19 protein-coding genes and 1 pseudogene are annotated in these 21485 nt (G+C 48.9%); 13 read left to right on the plus strand and 7 right to left on the minus strand.

Features of this window, described 5'->3' with window-relative positions:
* Positions 1 to 134: 134 nt before the first annotated feature.
* The 12 genes and pseudogenes from ACYQ3Q_RS27785 to ACYQ3Q_RS27840 all read left to right on the plus strand — a co-directional run bounded on the left by ACYQ3Q_RS27785 (position 135) and on the right by ACYQ3Q_RS27840 (position 10291).
* Entirely contained in the window at positions 135 to 491 is a 357-nt protein-coding gene (locus ACYQ3Q_RS27785; protein WP_459931642.1) for a YraN family protein, read from the plus strand.
* Positions 492 to 592: 101 nt separating this feature from the next.
* Complete coding sequence (locus ACYQ3Q_RS27790) at positions 593 to 1282, plus strand: response regulator transcription factor (protein ID WP_459931643.1); 690 nt, start codon at positions 593 to 595, stop codon at positions 1280 to 1282.
* Between the two features lie 50 nt (positions 1283 to 1332).
* On the plus strand, positions 1333 to 3135 hold the full coding sequence (locus ACYQ3Q_RS27795; protein ID WP_459931644.1) for an ATP-binding protein: 1803 nt from the start codon (positions 1333 to 1335) through the stop codon (positions 3133 to 3135).
* A gap of 201 nt (positions 3136 to 3336) precedes the next feature.
* Positions 3337 to 4899 (plus strand): YifB family Mg chelatase-like AAA ATPase, encoded by a 1563-nt coding sequence (locus ACYQ3Q_RS27800; RefSeq protein WP_459931645.1) that lies wholly within the window; start codon positions 3337 to 3339, stop codon positions 4897 to 4899.
* A gap of 76 nt (positions 4900 to 4975) precedes the next feature.
* A pseudogene (locus tag ACYQ3Q_RS27805) lies at positions 4976 to 5269 on the plus strand (HD-GYP domain-containing protein); the annotation flags it as partial.
* A 217-nt stretch (positions 5270 to 5486) separates the two neighbouring features.
* A complete protein-coding gene (locus tag ACYQ3Q_RS27810; protein WP_459931660.1) occupies positions 5487 to 5831 on the plus strand; it encodes a hypothetical protein in 345 nt (114 codons plus the stop codon).
* A 186-nt stretch (positions 5832 to 6017) separates the two neighbouring features.
* A complete protein-coding gene (locus ACYQ3Q_RS27815) occupies positions 6018 to 6416 on the plus strand; it encodes a TSUP family transporter (protein WP_459931646.1) in 399 nt (132 codons plus the stop codon).
* Between the two features lie 28 nt (positions 6417 to 6444).
* The gene (locus ACYQ3Q_RS27820) at positions 6445 to 7131 is read left to right on the plus strand and encodes a hypothetical protein (RefSeq protein ID WP_459931647.1); all 687 of its coding nucleotides are present in this window, start codon (positions 6445 to 6447) and stop codon (positions 7129 to 7131) included.
* A gap of 12 nt (positions 7132 to 7143) precedes the next feature.
* Entirely contained in the window at positions 7144 to 7860 is a 717-nt protein-coding gene (locus ACYQ3Q_RS27825; protein ID WP_459931648.1) for a cytochrome c biogenesis CcdA family protein, read from the plus strand.
* 16 nt (positions 7861 to 7876) lie between these two features.
* Positions 7877 to 8455: a peroxiredoxin family protein gene (locus tag ACYQ3Q_RS27830; protein WP_459931649.1), complete on the plus strand. Its 579-nt coding sequence runs from the start codon at positions 7877 to 7879 to the stop codon at positions 8453 to 8455.
* 77 nt (positions 8456 to 8532) lie between these two features.
* Positions 8533 to 9222: a response regulator gene (locus ACYQ3Q_RS27835; protein ID WP_459931650.1), complete on the plus strand. Its 690-nt coding sequence runs from the start codon at positions 8533 to 8535 to the stop codon at positions 9220 to 9222.
* A complete protein-coding gene (locus tag ACYQ3Q_RS27840; protein WP_459931651.1) occupies positions 9158 to 10291 on the plus strand; it encodes a sensor histidine kinase in 1134 nt (377 codons plus the stop codon). The genes ACYQ3Q_RS27835 and ACYQ3Q_RS27840 overlap by 65 nt, the downstream gene beginning before the upstream one ends.
* Positions 10292 to 10329: 38 nt before the next feature.
* Here ACYQ3Q_RS27840 and ACYQ3Q_RS27845 read toward each other — a convergent pair whose 3' ends face one another.
* From ACYQ3Q_RS27845 to ACYQ3Q_RS27875, 7 genes are all read right to left on the minus strand, one after another.
* Positions 10330 to 11754: a sigma-54-dependent transcriptional regulator gene (locus tag ACYQ3Q_RS27845; RefSeq protein ID WP_459931652.1), complete on the minus strand. Its 1425-nt coding sequence runs from the start codon at positions 11752 to 11754 to the stop codon at positions 10330 to 10332.
* Between the two features lie 43 nt (positions 11755 to 11797).
* Positions 11798 to 13972 carry an ATP-binding protein gene (locus tag ACYQ3Q_RS27850; protein ID WP_459931653.1) on the minus strand — a complete coding sequence of 725 codons (2175 nt, stop codon included), beginning with the start codon at positions 13970 to 13972 and terminating at the stop codon, positions 11798 to 11800.
* A gap of 24 nt (positions 13973 to 13996) precedes the next feature.
* Complete coding sequence (locus ACYQ3Q_RS27855) at positions 13997 to 14998, minus strand: ABC transporter substrate-binding protein (protein WP_459931654.1); 1002 nt, start codon at positions 14996 to 14998, stop codon at positions 13997 to 13999.
* Positions 14999 to 15163: 165 nt separating this feature from the next.
* Entirely contained in the window at positions 15164 to 16351 is a 1188-nt protein-coding gene (nrfD, locus tag ACYQ3Q_RS27860) for an NrfD/PsrC family molybdoenzyme membrane anchor subunit (RefSeq protein WP_459931655.1), read from the minus strand.
* A gap of 1 nt (position 16352) precedes the next feature.
* On the minus strand, positions 16353 to 16958 hold the full coding sequence (gene dsrO / locus ACYQ3Q_RS27865) for a sulfate reduction electron transfer complex DsrMKJOP subunit DsrO (RefSeq protein WP_459931656.1): 606 nt from the start codon (positions 16956 to 16958) through the stop codon (positions 16353 to 16355).
* 117 nt (positions 16959 to 17075) lie between these two features.
* Positions 17076 to 17819, minus strand: coding sequence for a TorD/DmsD family molecular chaperone (locus ACYQ3Q_RS27870; protein WP_459931657.1), 744 nt, complete (start codon positions 17817 to 17819; stop codon positions 17076 to 17078).
* Between the two features lie 73 nt (positions 17820 to 17892).
* Positions 17893 to 21030: a molybdopterin dinucleotide binding domain-containing protein gene (locus ACYQ3Q_RS27875; protein WP_459931658.1), complete on the minus strand. Its 3138-nt coding sequence runs from the start codon at positions 21028 to 21030 to the stop codon at positions 17893 to 17895.
* A 193-nt stretch (positions 21031 to 21223) separates the two neighbouring features.
* Between ACYQ3Q_RS27875 and ACYQ3Q_RS27880 the strand changes: the two genes are divergently transcribed.
* Positions 21224 to 21409: a hypothetical protein gene (locus ACYQ3Q_RS27880; protein ID WP_459931659.1), complete on the plus strand. Its 186-nt coding sequence runs from the start codon at positions 21224 to 21226 to the stop codon at positions 21407 to 21409.
* Positions 21410 to 21485 lie beyond the last annotated feature (76 nt).

Genomic DNA, 21485 nt, shown 5'->3' on the forward strand with positions numbered 1-21485 from the left:
TGCTCAAAGTTTATTTAGGTAAGTGACACAGTAAAATAGTGGATTTCTCATCAAAATGGACAGCATTCGCTGTCCATTTTGTGATAAAAATAAGCGGGAGAACAGAAAATCATAAAGGAGCTGTGTAAACTTCTGTGGAGAATAAACAGTCCTTGGGAAAATCCGGCGAAGAATTCGCCACTCGTTTTTTAATAGATTCTGGGTTAACTATAGTTACACGAAATTATCGCTGTCCAAAAGGTGAGATGGACATTATCGCCCGTGATGCTGAAGCACTGGTCTTTATCGAGGTGCGTACACGACGGTCATCTTATAGAGGGTGGGGCGAAGAGAGCATAACCCTCAGGAAGGCACAAAGGTTACAGGCGATTGCCTCCTATTATGTAATGCAACAAGGCTATAAAAACTGGCCTAGTCTAAGATTTGATGTGGTTGCAATCCGTCAGGTTGGGGAAAGCTCTGAAGTGAACTGGATTAAAGCAGCTTTATAAAGGCTTGCCGTTTTGATCACACAATTTTCACAAATGGATGCTAAACTAGACTAATCAGATCTATTCGGAAATAATTGTTGTACCAAAGGAGAGTTTGCAAATTGGATCCGATCTTAATTGTCGATGATGAAGAGAAAATTCGAAGCTTAGTAAGGTTATATCTCGAACGAGAGGGGTATGCCGTTGAGGAAGCACAGGATGGGCGAGTTGCTTTGGAGAAGTTTCGTGCTGGTCAATTTTCGCTTTTAATTGTGGATCTTATGATGCCCGACATTGATGGCTGGCGTGTCTGTCGGGAAGTACGGGAGAGTTCAGCGATCCCGATCATTATGCTGACCGCCCGTGGGGAGGAGTTTGATCGCGTGTTGGGGCTTGAACTGGGCGCCGATGATTATCTGGTCAAACCGTTCAGCACCAAAGAATTAGTCGCACGAGTCAAAGCCCTCTTGCGTCGGTCTACAGGAAAACTCCATCCGGTTACGACCGAGATATGCGCTGGTTTGCTTTGTATAAATAAAGAGAGACATCGGGTTAGCATAGGGGACGATGTCATTAATTTAACTCCTCTGGAATTTGACCTGCTTTATTTCTTGGCTAAGAATCGTGGACGAGTATTCTCACGTGAACAGCTTATGGAAACAGTTTGGGGATATGATTTTTATGGGGATGCCCGAACTGTAGACACGCATGTTAAAAAGTTACGGGAGAAACTGTCCCATCCAAATGTTAAGCAAATGCTGGTTACCGTATGGGGCGTGGGTTATAAATTTGATTCAGAGATAGTCAATTGACAACCTAAAATCAACGTCAAGGAGAAAAGACAGGTGTTATTTGCGTGAAAATGCGCTATACATGGAATATATCTATAAAGCTATGGTTAGCAACGACCATTCTTATTCTCACGGTCCTTGGCGGCTTAGGGGTTACGATAACTTGGCTTTTTGGGGATTTCTACCTAAAGCAAAAGTTAGAGACACTTCGTGCTGAAGCAAATGAGATATCAGGGCAATTGGAGACAGTGCCAAGTTGGAGTGGACGTGTAAACTTACTGGAGAAATTTAGACTTACTTCGGGAACCCAATTGGTCCTCCTTGATCCAGAAGGAGATGTCATTTTGATGTCAGGTTCTATGACGCCTCAAGAGCAACGAAGTGTTATAGAATGGCATCTTGGAGGCTTGGTTGGGAGTCCATTAAGTGGATGGTCTCGCAACTTACAACCCTCAGACTTCTTTACGCAGGGATATTTAGAAGAAGTTTTAACAGGAAAAACCATTTCGATTAAGGCTTTACCCGTGAATGGCCGAGCGCAAGCCATGCTGCTTGCTGCAGCTCCAGTCGGATCTAAACCTGTTCAAGGGGTTGTTTTATTAGGGAGTTCGCCGATACCTATTCAAGAAAGTATAGCGACATTTCGCCGACTTATTCTCTACGCTTCTCTGATTGCGGTTTTCTTAGCTACTGTGGTAAGCCTTTTCTTTGCCCGACAGGTTACGCGGCCTCTTGCCTTAATGCAAAGAGGTGCAACCCGAATGGCAAAAGGGGATTTCATGCCTATCTTGGGAGTTGCGAGTAACGATGAGATTGGAGAGTTGGCCGAAGCTCTAAATTCAATGGGGGAAAGCCTCAAAAACCATATGGAATGGCTTTCGCGAGAGAAAAATTTACTTCAAGGGATCATCGAAGGCATTAGTGATGGGGTTGTAATGCTGAGTTATGGTGGAAAAATTCTATATGCTAATGATTCTGCAAAAGGGTTATGGCAAGTAAATGACGTTGAAATTCAGGAACGCAAGGACCAAATTGTTAGCTTCCTTCAGACGATGGTGCTCAGCGAGGGTCGGTTGGAGAACTATGCAACGATTTCACTTGGAATTCAAGTCTTACAAGTAGTTATGGCCCCTTTGGCAGATAAAGAAGGGTTTGGCGGACATGTTGCGGTTCTACGCGATGTCACCGCTTCTTTACGAGCGGAAAAGAGTCGACGAGAGTTTTTAGCCAGTGTGACACATGAGCTAAGAACTCCCCTACATCTGATTCAAGGTTATTTGGAGGCTATCCAGGACGGTGTGATACCAAAAGATCAGCAAGAGGAATACCTTGATTTGGTCTTTGAAGAAGCCAAGCGGTTGGCTCGTCTGGTTCAGGACTTACAAGACATGAATCGTCTTGAACGGGGTCAAATTTCACAACCTATTGCCATTGACCTGGAGAGCTTTATGCTGGATATTGAACAACGCTTTCAAGGAAGGGCTCAAGAGCTAGGGGTAAATCTTGAAATTTCTAAGGCATCCGGTGAACTCTATGCAGACCCAGATCGACTGCTGCAAGTTTTTATTAATCTTTTAGATAATGCCTTAAGTCATACCCCGAGCGGAAAAACAGTTCGAGTTTTTCTGGAGGAAGAACAAAATCAAGTGCGGTTGGCGGTTCAGGATGAAGGAGAAGGGATTCCCAAAGAAGCTTTGCCCTATATTTTCGATCGCTTCTTCAGAGTAAACAAGGCACGGTCTCGCAAGGATGGAGGAATGGGCTTAGGATTAGCCATTGTGCGTCAAATTGTAGAAGCTCACTATGGACATATTAGGGTTGAAAGTGATATGGGAAAAGGGACGACCTTCTGGATTGAACTTCCACGTTTGTAAAAAAGAGTAAGGGTTAACAAAAGGCCATGGAGATTTCCGTGGCCTTTTGTTTTATATTTTTAAAGGTGTTAATATGAAAATAAAAGGTAAATTTTAGTTATATTACAAGTTATTGTTCTGTGCTTGTGATAAACTATAGAAGGTTAACGGTTATGGTTCATCATTTATGATAAATATCACTCTTTTTGGGAGGGTAAAGGTATGTTCGCTGCAGTATATGGCATGACAGTCCTTGGATTACAAGCTCATCTGATCCGGGTAGAAGTTGACGTGGCGAATGGTTTACCAAGCTTTGATATCGTCGGATTGCCGAACACTGCTGTAAGAGAGGCCCGGGATCGAGTTCGTTCAGCGATACGTAACTCAGGCTATCAGTTTCCCCTGCAGCGGGTAACAGTGAATTTGGCTCCTGCGGATTTGCGCAAAGAAGGATCGGGTCTCGACTTGCCGATTGCGATCGGGATTCTTGCAGCGACTGGGCAATGTAGTTTACCATCAGCCATTCAGTATGTGTTGACAGGAGAACTCTCATTAGAGGGGACCCTTCGCCCCGTTCCAGGTGTACTCACTATGGCTATAACCCTAGATAGAGAAAACATGGAATCTAGCTTAGACGAAGGCCGTATCAGCGAAACGCTATGCTTGATTGTTCCTCCAGACAATCTGGCAGAAGCTCGTTTGGTGACAGGCTTAGAGACGTATAGTACAGCTAATCTGGCACAAATTGTCAAGGGAATAGAAGATGGAAGTGGCTTTAAGGATGGCACGATGTCGCGGACTCCACAACCAGAATTATATAGCGGAGTCAAGGTGGACTGGACAGATGTTCATGGACAACAACATGCGAAGAGGGCTTTAGAAATAGCAGCTGCGGGCGGACATAATGTCGTCCTTGTGGGACCGCCAGGATCGGGTAAGACACTGCTGGCTAAAGCATACTCAGGAATACTTCCTCCCTTAAGCGAGCAGGAAAGCATTGAGGTCACTCAGCTTTACAGTGTTTGTGGGTTACTAAATTGCAATGGTAATTTGGTTCAACATCGACCTTTTAGAAGTCCTCACCATACCGTCACAAAAGCAGGAATGATTGGGGGAGGGCGTGAGTTACGTCCAGGTGAGTTAAGCTTTGCGAATCATGGTGTGCTGTTTTTAGATGAGTTGCCAGAGTTTGCTCGTGAAGTCTTGGAATGTCTCCGGCAACCTTTGGAAGATCGAGAACTGACGATCACTCGACAATCAGGGAGTATTACCTATCCTGCCCATGTTAGTGTTATAGCAAGTATGAACCCATGTCCTTGTGGTTTCTTCGGTGATCAGGGAAGAGTTTGTCATTGTACACCTATGCAAATTCAAAACTATCGGGGCAGGATTTCTGGCCCTCTTTTAGATCGCTTTGACATGCATATTGAGGTGCCAAGGCTAAATTATTCGGAGTTAAAGAATAGCAATGACAAAGAGTCTTCTATTGTGATCAGGGAGCGAGTGATGGCAGCTCGTCAGAGACAATGGGCTCGCCTAGGACCGGCAAAAACCAATGCGGAAATGACGGCAAAGGAAACTAAGGAGTTTGGACAATTGACTCAGAGTGGAGAGTCTCTCTTACAAAAGATTTTTGATAGCCAACATCTTAGTGCTCGAGCTCATGATCGTATTTTAAGGGTTGCCCGTACGATTGCTGACCTAGGAGGTTCCTTAGATATTCTTCCGGAGCATCTAGCTGAGGCAATACAGCTTCGAGCTTTGGATAAACGATTACAGATGTAAAGAGTGGTTACAGCCTAGGATCCCTATGACATCGAGATTTTAGACCGCAATAGTAAGAAGTAGTTATAGATGCTGACTACTCCATTCATCTTATGAAATGTTAGAATTAGCAGATTGTATATTAGCTCATCATGAACGATGGGATGGTAAAGGTTATCCAAAGTGGTTAAAGGGGGAAGCTATTCCAAGGGTTTCAAGAATTATAGCCCTTGCTGACGCCTACGATGCCATGATCAGCGAGCGCCCCTATCGAAATGCTTTGAGTGAGGAACAAGCCTTGAAAGAAATTCAAGAAAACGCCGGCACACAGTTCGATCCTGAAATTTCAAGAATATTTACTGAAAAGCTATTAGAGAAGCAGTGGGGCTAAACTTTAAATGAACTGGGATGTATAGAATGCATAAATGCTAGGAAATTCTGCTATCTAATATTATCAACGGTTGGATTAGTAGTTCTATCGTTGATAATATTACGATTGGAACACCGTACAAAAGCGGTGTTTTTAGTAGAAGTATCAAGGACTATTTTAGACAAACTAGTTATGACAATCAAAATAAAAATAAAAATGGAGGTCTACCGTGAGCGTTATGAAAGAATCTAAAAAAGCAGAAATCCAAATGCACCTGACAGAATTTGAAATGCCACCTATGCAAGATGTTGTAATTGTGGGCCGTAATGCACCTATAGGTCCAGAGGCATTAAAAAGGATGGTTGATGTCCTCAGTCCGGATCAATACAAGATCATTAAGGTTGACCACCCAGTCATTGAGGCCATCGTGGTACGCAATGCTCTTATGAACATGATCCCTGAAGAGAAATTAAGTGAGTTTATTTTAGAAGAGGGGGGAAAGATTGTTGATGCAAGCTCGATTATCAAAGCACATGTCAATATAACTGTGCACGTCAGCAAATCTATCGATTTGTGCAAATAAAATTGCCTAGCAGAGAAGGGAACATTAGAGGGTTTGAAACCAATTTGTGCATCGTGCAGCGAATCCTAGATGAACAAGGTTATTGGAACCGTGTTAGATCCCAATGGCGCGTTACTGCACAATGACACCTAATCAATAATTCGGATTCATTCAGACTTTGGGTATTGTTTATCAAGACCATCAACTTTGCAAGCTGGAACTGGATTCGGATTCTCCATTATGGCCACTCCGTTTCTACTGTTAATTTTAGAACCACATGATGCAATTCAGTTAAATATCATACTTTCTCTTTTGATATCTCTCATAATGACATATAAAATTCACAATGAAATTCATAAGGAGAGCCTGATACGATTAATAAAGGGTAGTTTAATAGGAATTTTGCCAGGACTTTTACTCTTTTTGTTTCTTGATGTACGACCTCGGTCCCACCAGTGTAGCTTGGCCCCTTTAGGCCAACTGGCAAAAAAACTTACTCCCAATTTCCGGACTGCTTTCATATTTGCATCAACTGGACTGAATCCGGCATTTCGAGAGGAATGCTTTTTCTTTAAACAATCTTTAAAATTGGATGTTATAGTCTAAAGGATACGACTACAAAGGAGGGAAAAAGATGAACGAGACTCTTCAAGTTGGTCCATTTTTGCTCAAGACGCACTGGTTGGTTGTTATTTTTTCCGCTTTCGTAGGTTATTTTATTATGAGATACCGCTTGAAGACAGCTGGATATCCAGATAAACGGATTATCGAGACGATCGAAAACAGCTTAATTACCGCTCTTATGGTATGGAAATTTAGCTTGATTCTTTTCGATCCGGTAAGTGTTGTTACCAACCCTTTGGCTTTACTCTATTTCTCGGGTGGCGAGGGTGGGATCTGGCTAGCCGCGGTAGTTGCAATCTTTTATTTTTACCTTCGTGCGCAAAAGGACCAGGTTTCAGTTTGGGTTTATGGGGATTTGCTAGCTGCAGGTTTTTTGGCTGCCACAGCAGCGTACTATTCGATTGACTTAGTTGGGAATAAACAAATGGTATGGGTTGATGGGAGTGAAATTATCATCGCCCTGCTTATTCTCCTGCAAATTTTTCGGAGAAGCAAAGAAATCGGCAAGCCTAATCATCTGAATCAGGTCCTATTATGGTTTAGCCTGGGTCAAGTGGGCATTGCGTTTTTGAACCCGCTCAAACAGAATTATTGGTGGGGGTTTTCCCAAGAGCAAATTCTCTATTTAAGCCTTGCCGCACTTTGTCTTGCCATAGACTTGTTTCCGGAGAAGAAAAGACTTAATAAAAATGCATAGGGGAGAAGTTCGGTGGAGAATGTTTCAGTACTATTTGCCTTTACGGCAGGGATGTTATCGTTTTTGTCGCCGTGTGTATTTCCGCTAATTCCGGCTTATGTTGCCAATCTTACCGGTTCAACGCTTGGAAACAATAGGGTAGAGGTTTCCAAAAGTTTGTTGCTGGTCCGCTCTCTCAGTTTTATTATGGGTTTTAGTTTTATCTTTGTGATGATGGGGGCATCGGCCAGCGTATTGGGACAGATTTTCACCCATAACCGAGATATCGTCCAAAAAATAAGCGGACTCTTGATCATTATCTTTGGTTTACAGATGGCGGGAATACTAAAACTGCGTTTTCTGATGATGGAAAAACGTTGGGAAGCTAAACAAACAGGGGAAAAGAATGTTTGGCGATCCTTCATTCTGGGTATGTCATTTGGAGCTGGCTGGACACCCTGTGTCGGTTTGGCGCTTTCTTCAATTCTCCTGCTGGCCGGATCTTCAAATACGGTTTATAGTGGAATGGTTATGCTTTTCGTTTATTCACTGGGTTTAGGCATCCCGTTTCTGGCAATTTCCCTAATCATCACATATTCTTTGCGCGTTGTGAGGAAAATTAATCGAAGTTTAGGCTTGCTCTCCTTAATCAACGGCTGGATTCTCATTGGCATGGGTTTATTGTTGTTTACAGGCCAGTTGCAGAAGATAAGCGCCTGGTTAGCCGGGTTTACTTTTTTTACGTATTAGAAAGGAAGATTTAGCAATGAAAAAATATTTAGCGGTTGTTGTTTTAATCGGACTGGTGATTTGGGGGTTGTATGATGTGGGGGGGAACAAGAGTAAGAACTCTGATGCGATGCCCAATTCAGCCGGAGTATCAACGAATACGGATCAAGGGCAGCAGTTGACAGTCGGTCTGAAAAAAGGGAATCTGGCGCCGGATTTTGAATTGCGGAGTGTAGACGGGAAGGCTATAAAGCTTTCCAGCCTCAGAGGGAAAAAGGTGATTGTCAACTTCTGGGCGACATGGTGTCCACCCTGCCGCCTAGAGATGCCGGAAATGGAAAAGTTTTATACCAAAAATAAAAATGAAGGGATTGAAATCCTGGCCGTCAATCTGACTAAAGCGGAAAAGAGCCGAGCGGATGTTCCGTCATTTATGGAAGCGTACGGTATTACATTCCCAGTGCTTCTAGACGAAAACGGGGATGCAGCCCGGTTGTACGATGTATCATCGATTCCTGCCAGTTTTATTATTGATACTCAGGGGGTGATTCGAGAGAAAATTGTCGGACCTATGACCTACGATTCGATGCAAGAGATGCTGGGCACGATAAAATAAGGCTACTGTTTAAGGGTTAACGGAGCTCAGATGTAATGGTTCAGAATTTATCGCAGAGCGGATGGAGGTGTATGTTCATGAACACTAAGGGGAAGTCTGTTTTAATTGTCGAAGACGATGCTAAAATCCGCCAGCTTGTAAAGGTATATCTGGAAAGAGAAGGGTATGAGGCCTTGGAAGCAGAAAACGGGGAAGACGCTTTAGAAAAATTTAAACAATTTGACCCATGTTTTGTGATTTTAGATTTAATGCTGCCCAGATTGAGCGGGGAAGAAGTCTGTACAACGATCCGGACGGATATGAAAAGCAATGTGCCGATCATCATGCTGACAGCCAAAGTAGAAGAGACTGAACGTATTCAGGGATTAAGAATGGGGGCGGATGATTATGTCACCAAACCGTTCAGCCCTCAGGAACTGGTGACAAGAGTCGAGGCAGTTTTGCGGCGAACCGCTCAGCGTTGCAGCAAAATAACCTACCGGGGACTCACTCTAAAACCGTTAAGGGGAGAAATTCATTACAAGGGAGAACCCATTGTTGTGACGCACCATGAATTTCGTTTGATGTATTTTCTCATGAGGCATCCCAACCAGATTTTGACCAGGGAACAAATTGTCGAAGAACTTTATCCGAATCAGGAAAAAATTGTTACGGAAAGAACCGTCGACGTGCATATCGGCAAACTACGGGAAAAGCTAAACTATGACGGTGACAGTGAAATTATTGAAACGATCAGGGGAATGGGGTATCGCTTTGTTGCCTTCTAAGAACTGGTTTTTTTGGCGAAGAAGTATTCTTGCCAAATTAATTTTGATTAATCTGCTGACCATTGCGATTGTGATTTGGCTGGCGGGCGTTTCCGTAAAAGATTTTGCCTGTTTGCTTGCCAAGCAGTATCAGGTTGCCGGCGGAGCACCGAGTAATTTGTTTGACCGGACCCTGCAGTTTTATCTTATACGAGCGAGTATCCTGGCGGTCATCGTGGCTGGTATCCTATACTATTTTCTGGTAAGGAAGCTGATCTTACCGTTGCAGCATTTGGGAACTTCGGCTCAAAAGATGGCAAGAGGGGAGTTTCAGCCTTGCCGTGAAATTCCGTCCGAAGATGAAATTGGCCGCCTTATCTCTGACTTTAATCATTTATCCTCCAAGTTACAGCAAACAGAGGAACTCCGCAAAAAAATGGTGAGCGACATAGCTCATGAACTGAGGACGCCTCTCACTAATATTACAGGATATCTGGAAGCTTTAAGCACCGGGGTCATTCAGGGAGACCAGGGGCTTTACCACTCATTGCATGAGGAAGCGCTGCATTTGACCGGTTTGGTGGAGGAACTTCATCAGTTAAATATTTGGGAATCGAAAAGGCTAAGGCAGGGCAAGTTGCAGAAAATCTCCATTGAGAATGCCATTGTATCAACACTTAAAAGTTTTGAACTTGAATTAAGTAACAGGGAAATAAAAGTAGAGGCTAATATCCAGACTGCTGATATATTAGGAAATAGGGAGGGGATTAAACAGGTCATCACCAACCTACTGAAAAATGTCCTGAAATATGACCGGGGTGGCTGGGTAAAAATCGAGGGAAAAAAGGAGGACCATATTTACAAAGTGGTTGTTTCAAATTTGGGGCAACCCATTCCTGACGACAAAGCGGATCAGGTGTTTGAGCGTTTTTATCGTCTGGACTCCTCCCGTAACCGCAAGACTGGAGGAGCGGGCCTAGGACTGGCTATTATCAAAGAAATTATTGCCCAACACCGGGGGGAGGTCGGTTTAATTTCCCGGCAAGATGAACATTCTTTTTGGTTTACAGTTCCTTTAGCAGATGCATGAGAGGAGATATAGACTATGAATAATTCAACACGAGGGATTTACTTCTCAGCCAGGCTGTACCCTTCGACCTTGCGATACAGGTTACGTACGCTGATGTCTAGAAGTTTTGCGGCCTGGGCCCGGTTGCCGTTCACCCTTTGCAGCGTAGAGAGAATATGCTGCCTTTCGACTTGTTCGAGAGTGGGGTAGTGCTCGGAAGCCGGTGATAAGGCGGAAGACTCTGGGTTTTGACAGGAATACTGAGAGGGTTTTTCTCCGGCGGGACGGGGGTGTAGGTCAGGGGCGAAAGCATTTTCGGGCCAGATGTCCCAGGGTTGAATGATTCCTTCGCCGGCGAGAATCATTCCCCGTTCCATAAGATGAATTAATTCCCGTACGTTACCTGGATAATCGTAGTGGATTAGCAGAGAACGGGTTTCGGGGGCTAGGACGCAGGCTGCTTCGGAGGTGTGCGTCTTGGTTTTACAATAGAGAAAGTACTCGGCGAGGGGGAGAATATCTTCCTTGCGTTCGCGCAAGGGAGGGACGTGAAGGGTCAGGCCGTTGAGACGGTAATACAAGTCTTTGCGGAAACGCCCTTGTTCAACCTCTTCGGCCAGGCTGAGGTTTGTGGCCGTAACGATCCGGACATCGACCCGACGCAGGCGGCTGTCCCCGACCCGGCGAAATTCCCCGGCCTCCAGGAAGCGCAAGAGCTTGACCTGCAGCGCAAGAGGCATCTCCCCGATTTCATCTAAAAAGAGTGTGCCATGATCGGCGATTTCTACAAGACCGATTTTTTGTGCCCCGGCCCCGGTAAACGCTCCTTTTTCATGTCCGAAGAGTTCGCTTTCCATTAGGGACTCGGGGATAGCCCCGGCGTTGACCGGGACATAAGCCTGATGCTCCCTGGGGCTCCAGAGGTGGACTGCCCGGGCAATGAGCTCTTTGCCTACCCCGCTTTCCCCCTGGATGAGCACCGGAGCATCGCTTAGCGCGATCTTGCGGGTCAACTCTAGGAGAGCAAGCAGTTTCGGGCTTTCCCCGATGATTTTGAGCTCAGGGGTCTGGCGACTTACGACCTGGCGCAAGCCCGTGTTTTCGACCAGGAGTTTGCGCTGTTCTAGGGCCTTCAGTAAGGTCAGTTCCAGTTCGGACAGGTTGCAGGGCTTGGTCAAATAATCAAAAGCCCCGGCTTTCATGGCCTCAATGGCGGATTCTAAGGTGCCGTGCCCCGTGAGCATTACAACCTGGAGATCCGGCTGGACATCTTTAAGCCTGTGCAAAACCTCCAAGCCGTCTCCGTCCGGTAAGCGCAAATCCAGGAGCACCCCGTCGAGCAAGGTATCGTGCAGGAATTGTAGACCTTCCCTAGCAGTGCCGGCTTCCAGAACTTCATAACCTTTGCGTTTTAGGCGCTGGGCGATAATGGAGCGCAGCGCCTCTTCATCGTCCAAGATGAGAATGCGTTGATGGTATTTCATAATTTCTCTCCTTAAGGCTGGATTTCTAAAAAACCGTGAGTCTTTAGGCTAGAGGGGTATCAAGGACCTTTTTGGGCGAACCGTCCGGCGTCGGCAGGGTGATTTTCACCGTGGTGCCATGTCCCGGAGTGCTTTCCAGGGCCAAATGTCCGTTCATTTTCTGGATGATTCCGTAGCTCACAAAGAGGCCAAGTCCAGTGCCCTGTCCCGGGGGTTTGGTGGTAAAGAACGGGTCAAAGACTTTCTTGATTTGGCTGGGTGGAATGCCGTGGCCTTGATCCTGCATTTCTAGATTAATTTCGGCGGCTGCACGGTCTCGCCAGGCCCGCACTTCAATGGCCCCTCCGGCAGAGGAGGCGTCCAGGGCGTTATTCATGAGATTGAGGATGACCTGTTGCCATTCGTTTTCATTCCCCCAGGCCCACAGTCCCTCTTCCAGGCGGCTTTCCAGGCGGATCTGTTTTTGTTTGGCCTGGTGTCCCAGTAGGGCCGTGGTTTGGGCGGTGGCGACCCCGATATCAAATAAATCGCGGCCTTTTTTGCCCTTGCGGGCGAAGTGCAACAGACGGTTGGTGATGGTCTTGCAGCGTAGGACCTGTTCTGAGACGATGTGCAAGACATTTTGGACTTCCGCAAGGTCCGGAGCGTCATTTCCGGTCTCATTTAAACGATCGAGCAGGTCTTCGCTGTAGGCAGAGACCACGGCCAGGGGATTATTGATCTCATGCGCGATTCCGGAAGCCAGGAGCCCCACGGCGGCCATTTTATCCGTCTCGATCATGTGAGCATCCATTTCCACCCGCTGGGTGACATCTTCTAAAATAAGAAGATAGGCTGCATTGTCCGGATTACCGGAGGCCAACTCATAGTACATCTGGCGGATGAAGCGAGGCTTTCCATGGACGTCTAGGGAGATGACGCGGTCTTTCTCCTCGAGGAGGCAGTCAAACCCCTCTCCTATCAGGATTTGTTCACAGGGAAGATTCTGTAGGTCGTCCGTACCGAACCACTCGGCAAAAATAGAATTCCACCAGAGGACACGCTTGTCTGCATCGAGCAGGGCCATGCCGGCCCCGATCCCGCCGACTACGGTCGTGAGCAGTTCCTTTTCTGCTTTGAGATTGCGGTTTCTTTCGTCCAGCATGGATAGAAGCCGATTGAAAGACAGAATTAGTCGGCCAACTTCGTCCTGGCTTTGCCGGGGGATGACACGGGTCAGCTCACCAGTTGCGATAATGCTCCGTACTTCAGCGTCTAAGTTTTCAATGGGACGGGTCAGTTTAAGGCCGAAGACAATGCTGATCAAGGTGACACTGGAGATGGCTGCCAACACAATGAGGATGAGCTTGCGTGCGAACTCATAGATGGGTTCATAGGCCTCCGAGAGGGGCTGTTCAATAAAGACCGCCCAATTGGGGTTCCCGACAGGGGCATATAAGCCCATGACTCTGAGGCCTGCGGGATTAGCGTATTCGCTTCCCTCATGCATGGGGGGCCGGCCCTCTAGAAAGGCAGCAACGGAAGGATTCTGTCGGATGTTTTCCCGCCGTAGGACGTGGCTGAAGTCGGTGTGTCCAATCAGGTTGCCCTGTTCATCTGTCAGGAAAAAGTATCCGGCCTGGCCGATACGTCGGTTAGCCAGTTTGGTGATCATTCCTTTAAGGTCGGTTTTGGCCTGAAGATACCCGATGACTCGACGGGTTTGCGTGTCTCGAATGGCGACGGTTAAATAAAACTCTGGGCGCCCGTCAGGAGAAAAAAAGACAGCACTAATGGAATAACGATTAGCTTCATCAAAGCTTAGATTTTCCAGATGCTCCAATCCCTTAGCGGGAAGAACGACCTCCCGCCGGGCGACCTCGCTCAAAACACGAAAGCGGGGGTCGGCGATTTTGACCGCATCAAGGTACGGTTCTTCCCTCAGGAGGGTTCCCAAAACCATCAGGCGAGCCTCAGGTTCGGAACCCGTGAGGACGGTTGAATTAGTCGAAGCAACATGGGTCAGGCTGTTCGCCATATTATCAACAAAGTCGCGGATCTGATTTGCGAAAGCAGTAGCCCGCTCGTAGTTTTCTTCCTGAATGTTCCGCTCTAGGTTAAGCTTGGCTGCATTGAAACTGGCAAGCCCCAGAAAGAGCAGGGGAAAGATGGACATGGCGACGCCGAAAACCAGGACTCGCCCTTTGATGCGTGCCCACCAGGGAAACGGTATCTGCATTTCTTTCCCTCCCTAAATCAGAAATCATGGCTGAATGACTTTATCCGCAAAGCTGAGGATGCTCGGGGCGGGGCGGATGCCTAAGCGTCGGGCTGTCTGCAGGTTCACGGCAAAGACTAGTTTGTCCGGGGTTTCCACAGGAATGTCTCCAGGGGATTCGCCTTGTAGTATCTTCGTGATCAGGTGAGCGGATTGCTCGCCTTGATCTTTATAGGAGACGCCGTAAGAAGCCAGGCAACCTTGCTCTACATCCCCAGGGTAGACGCCAAAGACGGGGATGTTTTTTTGTATGGCGAGATCTACAATTTGCTCCGTGCTGGTCTCTAAAAAAAAGCCTGGCAAAAGGAGAGCGGCTTCGATCCGGTCCTGGGACATTTGTCCGATCACCTGTGCGACTTCTTCCGGGGTGGATACAGTATATGTGTTGATGGTCAGGGCGAATTCTTCGGCTGCGTCATGAATGCTCTTTTGTGTCTCAACGAAAAAAGGCACCCGGGTATCCCCTAAAACGGCTACCTTGTGTACAGCCGGGAGGAGGCGGTGGAGAAGTTCCAGGCGTTTAGAGGTTAATTCCAGGTGGTAGTTATTCAGTCCTGTAATGTTTCCGCCCGGATGGGCGGTACTGCCGACCAGGCCCAGCTCGGTCGGGGAAAGCGCCCCCAGAAAAACCACGGGTAAGGGGGAAGACATTTTGGCCGTCAGGGTTTTAAGGGATTGCGCTTCAACGGCTCCGGCGGCCACAAGGACCTTTGGTCGGGCCTCAATCAGGTTGGTGGCCAGGACCGGCAGTTTAGCCAGATCGTTTTGGGCATTGAGGACTTGATAGGTGATATTTTCCCCGTTCTCATAGCCCAGCGTTTTAAGACCTGACTCCAGACCTTCAAATTTCGCCTGGCGCAAGTCATTAGCCAGGAGGACGCCGATTTTGGTGAGATGGGGCTTTTTAACCGGGGTTGAGGAGAGAAGGGTGAGAAGCAAAAGGGAAACCAGCAAGATGCTCCCAACGACCCAGACTGTTTTTTTCATTCCATCCACCTCCTGGCTCTTTATCACGTGCGGATAATACAGTGCTATTCATGAGTTTATCCAGAAAAAGAAAAAAAAGACAAAAAACAGCTTCTTAACGAAAAAGACGGCTCTTTCCCGAAAAGAGCCGTCTTTTCCTAATCTATAACAAGACCATGAGCCCTTTTACTTGGAGAGGGCCTCCTTCTGGTAAAGGTCTGGCGCGGATTTGGCCTTGAGCAGGCCGTAGACCGGCAGAATCCGGAAGGCCAGGTAAAGAATCGTCAATTCTGCGATGGCAAATAGGGTGATAAAGATAAGGTGCTTGGGATCCACGGTATAAGGGTTTAAGGTGTCTCCACTTAACGGGATCTGCTGGCCGCCAATGACGAAGTTGATGCGCATGGCGATAACCCCGATTAAGGTCAAGAAAGAGGCGATGGAAATCCAGCCCAATGAACGCTTGGTCCTCGGCAGGAGCATGAGCACAAAAGGAATGAGCAGCCCGAGGCCCACTTCCACGCCGAGGAACATCGTGCGGTGGCTGCCGTAGAGCATAAGTTGAGCCGCAGAGTGGCCGGCCGCACTGGTAAAGTAAAGCATGATAAAGTCGATAACCATGAGGGTGGCATCGACCACGATGAACCACATCATGAGTTGAGCGATGTCCAGGATTAAAACCTTTCGCTCCGGCGTGAGCGAGCGCTCCGGAGACAGGAAGCGTTGGGTAAACATGAGGACTAGAATTAAAAGGCCGGTTCCGGAAACCATAGCGGACATAAGGAAGATGAGGGGCATAAGGCCAGTGTGCCAAAGGGCCCGGGACTGAATATCCGCGAGGAGAAACCCGGTGTAGCCGTGTACCATCAAAGCCAGCGGCACGCCTAGGGTCCCCAGGAATTTGGCAATTTTGGTGTCTTTGGCCAAAGCGGCCTCGGAGAGATCCGTTTTACCAAACGTGAGCAGCTTATACAGGCTCTGGCGGAAGCCGGTTAGTTCTTTGGCTCCTTTAGCCAGATCTTTACGGAAGAGGAACCAGCCGTAGATCAGGCTGTTTAAGGGGTACAGGGTCAAGAGGAAAGTTCCATAAGAGATCGCCGAGTGGGGGTTCAGCCGGAAAAAGAGGGTGTAGAACCGCTGGGGCTGCTCCAGGTCGGCGATGAGGTGCAGCGGGGCGATGGCTAATAGAGATACGGCCATGACAACCCCGGCTTTGGCGATCGGCTTATATTTTTGGATGCCAAATACCGTTCCTAAACTGGAGAGGACAAAGGAACCGGCACTCAAGCCCGTGTAAAAGAAATAAATGGCAATCAGAACGCCGAGTTGCACCGGGTGGACTATATTGGCGATATAGGTAACATTGCTGACCATCCTATTCCTCTCCTTTCTCCAGTTTGTCATAGCGGGCGCCCATGATATTCTGGTCGGCGCCGATGTAGAAGACATAGGGTTCGGTGTTCATTTCGGGCTTTAAGACCTGCACAGGGTTATTGGCGACGAGCTTGGCCACCAGGCTTTCCGGGTCGTTGATGTCTCCGAAGACCCTGGCTCCGCCTACGCAGGTGGTTACACAGGCAGGAAGCAGTCCTTCCTGGATGCGGTGATAGCAAAAAGTACATTTCTCTGCGGTCTTGCGAATCGGGTTCAAAAAGCGGGCATCGTAGGGACAAGCGGCCATACAGTATTTGCAGCCGATGCAATGGTCATAGTCGATAAGGATCGCGCCGTCCTCCGTGCGGTAGGTCGCCTGGACTGGGCAGGCGGCCAAACAGGGGGCATTGTCACAGTGGTTGCACAGGCGAGGCAGGCGGAAACGGGTCACTTCAGGGTAATCGCCTTTTTCGATTTCTTTTACCCAACTGCGGAAAACGCCTTCGGGCACGTTGTTCTCAATCTTGCAGGAGACGGTGCAGGCATTGCACCCAACGCATCGGCGAAGGTCAATGACCATCGCCCAGCGTTTCTTCTTTTCAGCCATAGTTGCCACTCCTTTCAGTCGAAGTTCGAGGTTCAAGCTTCATGTTCAAATTTGGTATTTCTCAAAATGGTTTGAGGTTCAAGGGAAGCCCCCTAATTTTCTGAAGCTTGGCTCCCCTTAGTTCTCTTTAGTAATGCTGTCGCTTTCACTCAGGAACACGGCGTCTTCCCGGCAGACGTCTTGGGCCAGCTGAGCGAAATAGAGGTAGTATCCGGATTGCTCAATTCGGCTGAGGTCAGAGCAGAGAAGAGGGAGCCAGCGGTTGAGGTGCTTATCCAGGAATTCTTGTTCCAAGCGGAACACTCCGTTGGTGGATAGGCCGTGTTGGCGCTGCTTTTCTTCCAGACGGCAAAGGTAAGCTATAAATGAAAGCTCGAAACCAAGGTGATCTGGCAGGTTCACCTGGCGCAGGGGTTCAAAAATGGCCAGGCGTTCCGGCTGAAACTCTGTTCGCTCGTAGAGGGTACCTACCTCTACGGTTTCGTGTCCCCAGAAGGACCCGAACTTGGTTTTCTTGCCTTCCTGCCGCAAGGCCCCCAGGATGGACGATTCAAAGGGCGGGACAAAGCGGCCGGAGACCGGGACAAAGAAAAGGTCGTAATATTCCTGGGTGAGGCTGCCTAACTCCGGGTCATCAGCGGCAATCCTATCCAGAAGCGCCTGGGCTGACTCATCCCGGCTGACTGCGGCCCAAGCTTGCAGGTTCCTCAGGATTTCCTGAGAAGGCTCCTTGAGAAAAATCCCGGCCAGGAATTCGTAGGCTTGAGCACGACCGTTTGCATCCGGCATGCTTTCAGAATTCACAGTAACGGTATTCGTAGGAAGCGTTGCTCCTGTGTTCAGAGTTTTGCTTGAAAGCATTGTCTTTGCTCCTTTCTGATTCCAATGGTACCCATTTGCTCACCAGGGCGTCGCAGAGCACCATAAGGATCCATTAGCTGAGCTTCACCAGGCGGGCCTTGGTGGAGTTGCGGTCGGTCGAGCCGCCGACCCAATCGGTCAGCGGGTGAGGAGTCTTCAGGCTGGGGTCGCGCAGGGTGATAAGGTTCAGGAGCACCCCTTGACCCAGGGTGGGATCCCCGGCTACGTTTTTGCTGCCGATTTGGTAGCTTTTTGCCCCGGCTGCCCAGTGTCCGAAGCCGTACTCTACGGCGAGTGTCCCCTGGCGCACACCGCGCCGGATCTTGGCCGTGCCGGTGGCTTCCCCGGCCGGGGTGATGAGTTTTACCTGGTCTCCGTCATGGATGCCCAGTTTCGCGGCATCGGCGAGGTTGATTTCGATATAGTTGGTTTTAGCCATGTCCTGCAAGAGCGGGACATTGGAGAGATAGCCGCCGTTACGGTAACGCGGTTTGTAGGAAACGATAAGGAACGGCCATTGACCGTCCGGGTACACCTGATCAAGGGTCCGCCCGTCCGCCAGGGCTGGAGGCTGCCAGGCTGCTGTGCCGGGGAGATGTTCGCCGGTAAAGCTGTCGCGGGTGGTGCCGAGTTTTTCATTGTAGATGTTGATGATTTTTGAGAATTTGTTGTGCAGGACTTCTCCGTCATAGCACTTGTCATAGTCCTCAAAGCGGCCGCCACGGGCCAGGATATAGTAGACTTTTTGCCATTCTTCCGGCGTCAGGGAAGAAACGGCATAGTTTAGTTCTTGATCCAGTCCGGTCAACTGCAGTTCTTCGGCGGAGATATTCGGAAGCGGGGTTTCGTCGAAGGCCAAGTTAGCCAGTGCTTTGAGGAAAAAATCCTCCCGGCTGTTCATGGGGGTGGGTTCTCCTTGGGTATTGGGGATGGCTTTAGGGCCCACGCCGGGGAGGTTTAAGCGCTTGCCCACTTCGATACAATAAGCCTCAAAGGACATGGGCACTCCGTCCGTGGTCTTGCCGACGAGGGGCTCGACGACTGGGCGGCGGGCGCCGTTCACTTTCGTGAGGATCAGGTTCCAGACCGTGGGGACACCCCAGCTTTCATAGAAGGTCGTATCCGGGATGATATAGTCTGCATACATACTGGAGTCGCCCATCAGAACATCCACGGAGATGATGAGCGGAATGTTCTTCGGGTCTTGGACGTAGTTTTCCACATCCTTTTGAAAGAGACCGGGTGTGGCATAAAAGGGGTTGGCCATCCACATCATAAGGATTTTGGTGGTATAAGGATAACCTGCCATCATGGAGGGGATGACATTGCCCACCATAGAGTCAGCGAGGGGGCTCCAGGGGAGGGTCGCCGGGTAGGGGTTCTGGCCGCTTGCCTTTTTCTTTTTGAATTCCGGCGTGTCTTCGTAGCGGCGTCCTTCCCGACTGAGCTTGAAGCCCTGGGGCTTGACCATACCGGGGAAGGAGACCAGGTCGTAGCGGGCGCCTTTGTCAATGGCCAGGTACCCGCCGCCGCTCTTGGTGGAACCACCTTTACGGTTGATGTTGCCCACGAGGGCGTTCAGCATAATGACGGCCAGGGAGCTATAGAAGCCGTTGGCATGCATGGCCACTCCGCCATGGTGGTCGGTGGCCGCTTTGGTCCCATGGTTGAAAAACTCCTTAGCTAAGGAGAGGATTTTGGTTTCGGCAAGCCCGGTGGCTTCCGCGTACTGGTTAAAGGTATAGCGGTTGGCTTCTTCCATAAGGAGTTGGAGGGAGGTTTTCACTAGGACATCCGTGCCGCCCACATTGAGCTTCCCGCTGTAAAGGATCGTGCCTTCCTCGCTTTGGCTGTAGAGCATGGGCTTGCCGCTTGCCTTATCGATGACGATATAGTCGGGCGTAGGCACGGGGGCCGGACCACCGCCTGCAGGGGCTTGGGCAGCCGGGGCTGAGGAGGCGCTTAAGCCGATCTGCTCGGCCCGCAGGAATTTGCCGAAGTCCGGGTGGTCTGGTTCTTGGATGACGAGATAAGTGGCATTCGTCCAGGACGGGTTTTTGCGCTTGGCAGCTGCTTCTTTGCTGGGCGCGGAAAGGTAGGCTTCATTGATTTTCTTCTGCTCAAAAGCCCAGCGCACCATGGCCATGGCCATGGCACCGTCTGAGCCGGGGCGGATGGGCACCCAGGAGGATTCGGCGCTGTCCGGGGAGGTGTACATCCCGTTTTGCAGCACCGGGTCGATGAGCACCGCTTTCATGCCGTTGTTGGCTTGGGCCAGGGCAGATTTACGGGCCATCGGCTGGAAAGGGGCTCCCGCTTGGCCGGGGGCGTTGCCGAAGAACATGACGAACTCAGAGCCCATGTAGTCCGCTTTCATGTGCGGCTTTTTATCCCAGCTATCCAGGAAGGATAGGAAGGCGATGCGGCGGCTGCCGCCACAGATCCCGCCATGGCCGTAAAAATTGGGCGAGCCGAAGGATTTGGTGACAAAGCGGGTGGCAAATTCCGTACGCCCGTCATCCCGGCCGCCGATAAAGACGAATTGGTTGGCTTTCGGGCCCCATTCCGGTTCTTCTGGGTTAAGTGGGGTTTTTAAGTCGCGCACCTGGCGCAGCCCTTCGATTACCTGGGTCTCTCCGATTTCTTGGAAGAGCTGGCCGCCTTCGACGGTTTCCTGAATAGCCTGCTCCCAGGTAATGGGCTTCCATTTTCCTTCGCCGCGCTTCCCAGCCCGTTTCAAGGGGGTGAGGATGCGGTTCGGGTCATAAACGATTTGGAAAGCAGAATTACCCCGCTGGCAGACGGTGGCCCGTTCGATATGTCCGAGCTCCTGGTACTGTCCTAGGGATTTAAAGGATTCCGAGAGCGGAGTGTTGTAAGGAAGGTGCGGTTCAGCGTTGCTGGGGTGGTAAGGATTACCGAGAACCCGCATGATTTTCCCGGTCTTCTTGTTGATTTTCACGCGGTTGCCGCAGTTGCTCCAACATCCTAAGCAAACACTGTTACGTAAAATAATGTCTGGGTTCAACTCCACTTTGCCCGTTTTCGGGTCGATGCGCATCTCCACGGGAAGTGCGTCATGGTCATAGGGCGTGGAGCTGGTCATTTTCTCGTCAGCCAGAGCGGCGGGAATGATTGAATCAAGACCGAGGCCGAGCGCGGAAATGGTTCCGACGGTCACGACTGACTTAATGAAATCGCGTCTGTTCATTGTGCTGCTCCTTTCTGCGTGTTAACGGATTACACCTAATTTAAAAGAAGAATGAAATTAAAGGACGAAGCTTGAAAAGGTGGGATTGAAACTTTCTGTGTCGAGAAGTTATATTGCAAAAGTGGTGCCAATGATGAAAAAAGGAAAAAAAGCGAATAAAAAAATAGAAAAACTCGAAAAATAGGGGTTTTGGATGATATTTGGTGGAATCGGTACTGAGATTTGTGCCAAAATGTCATGCTTAGGGAGAGTGACAAAAAGGCATAACGTGACATTTTGGCATGGTGTGCTGCACGGTAAGGTTTTAGGACGTAAGGGTAATTCATCTCCCCATTTCAATGGGGAGATGAATTACCCCTTGTACTATACGTATGGTTAATAATGGTTCTTCAATCAGGTTATGCCACATGTCTTCAAGTCTCATAATCCTTTATTTATTAAAGATAAATGGCGTT

The organism is Desulfosporosinus burensis, assembly GCF_054657535.1.

Coding starts and splice junctions, on each gene's coding strand:
- ACYQ3Q_RS27795 (WP_459931644.1), top strand. CDS start 1,333: ATGCGCTATACATGGAATATATCTATAAAGCTATGGTTAGCAACGACC.
- ACYQ3Q_RS27800 (WP_459931645.1), top strand. CDS start 3,337: ATGTTCGCTGCAGTATATGGCATGACAGTCCTTGGATTACAAGCTCAT.
- ACYQ3Q_RS27810 (WP_459931660.1), top strand. CDS start 5,487: ATGAAAGAATCTAAAAAAGCAGAAATCCAAATGCACCTGACAGAATTT.
- ACYQ3Q_RS27820 (WP_459931647.1), top strand. CDS start 6,445: ATGAACGAGACTCTTCAAGTTGGTCCATTTTTGCTCAAGACGCACTGG.
- ACYQ3Q_RS27830 (WP_459931649.1), top strand. CDS start 7,877: ATGAAAAAATATTTAGCGGTTGTTGTTTTAATCGGACTGGTGATTTGG.
- ACYQ3Q_RS27835 (WP_459931650.1), top strand. CDS start 8,533: ATGAACACTAAGGGGAAGTCTGTTTTAATTGTCGAAGACGATGCTAAA.
- ACYQ3Q_RS27840 (WP_459931651.1), top strand. CDS start 9,158: ATGACGGTGACAGTGAAATTATTGAAACGATCAGGGGAATGGGGTATC.
- ACYQ3Q_RS27845 (WP_459931652.1), bottom strand. CDS start 11,754: ATGAAATACCATCAACGCATTCTCATCTTGGACGATGAAGAGGCGCTG.
- ACYQ3Q_RS27850 (WP_459931653.1), bottom strand. CDS start 13,972: ATGCAGATACCGTTTCCCTGGTGGGCACGCATCAAAGGGCGAGTCCTG.
- ACYQ3Q_RS27855 (WP_459931654.1), bottom strand. CDS start 14,998: ATGAAAAAAACAGTCTGGGTCGTTGGGAGCATCTTGCTGGTTTCCCTT.
- nrfD (WP_459931655.1), bottom strand. CDS start 16,351: ATGGTCAGCAATGTTACCTATATCGCCAATATAGTCCACCCGGTGCAA.
- dsrO (WP_459931656.1), bottom strand. CDS start 16,958: ATGGCTGAAAAGAAGAAACGCTGGGCGATGGTCATTGACCTTCGCCGA.
- ACYQ3Q_RS27870 (WP_459931657.1), bottom strand. CDS start 17,819: ATGCTTTCAAGCAAAACTCTGAACACAGGAGCAACGCTTCCTACGAAT.
- ACYQ3Q_RS27875 (WP_459931658.1), bottom strand. CDS start 21,030: ATGAACAGACGCGATTTCATTAAGTCAGTCGTGACCGTCGGAACCATT.
- ACYQ3Q_RS27880 (WP_459931659.1), top strand. CDS start 21,224: ATGATATTTGGTGGAATCGGTACTGAGATTTGTGCCAAAATGTCATGC.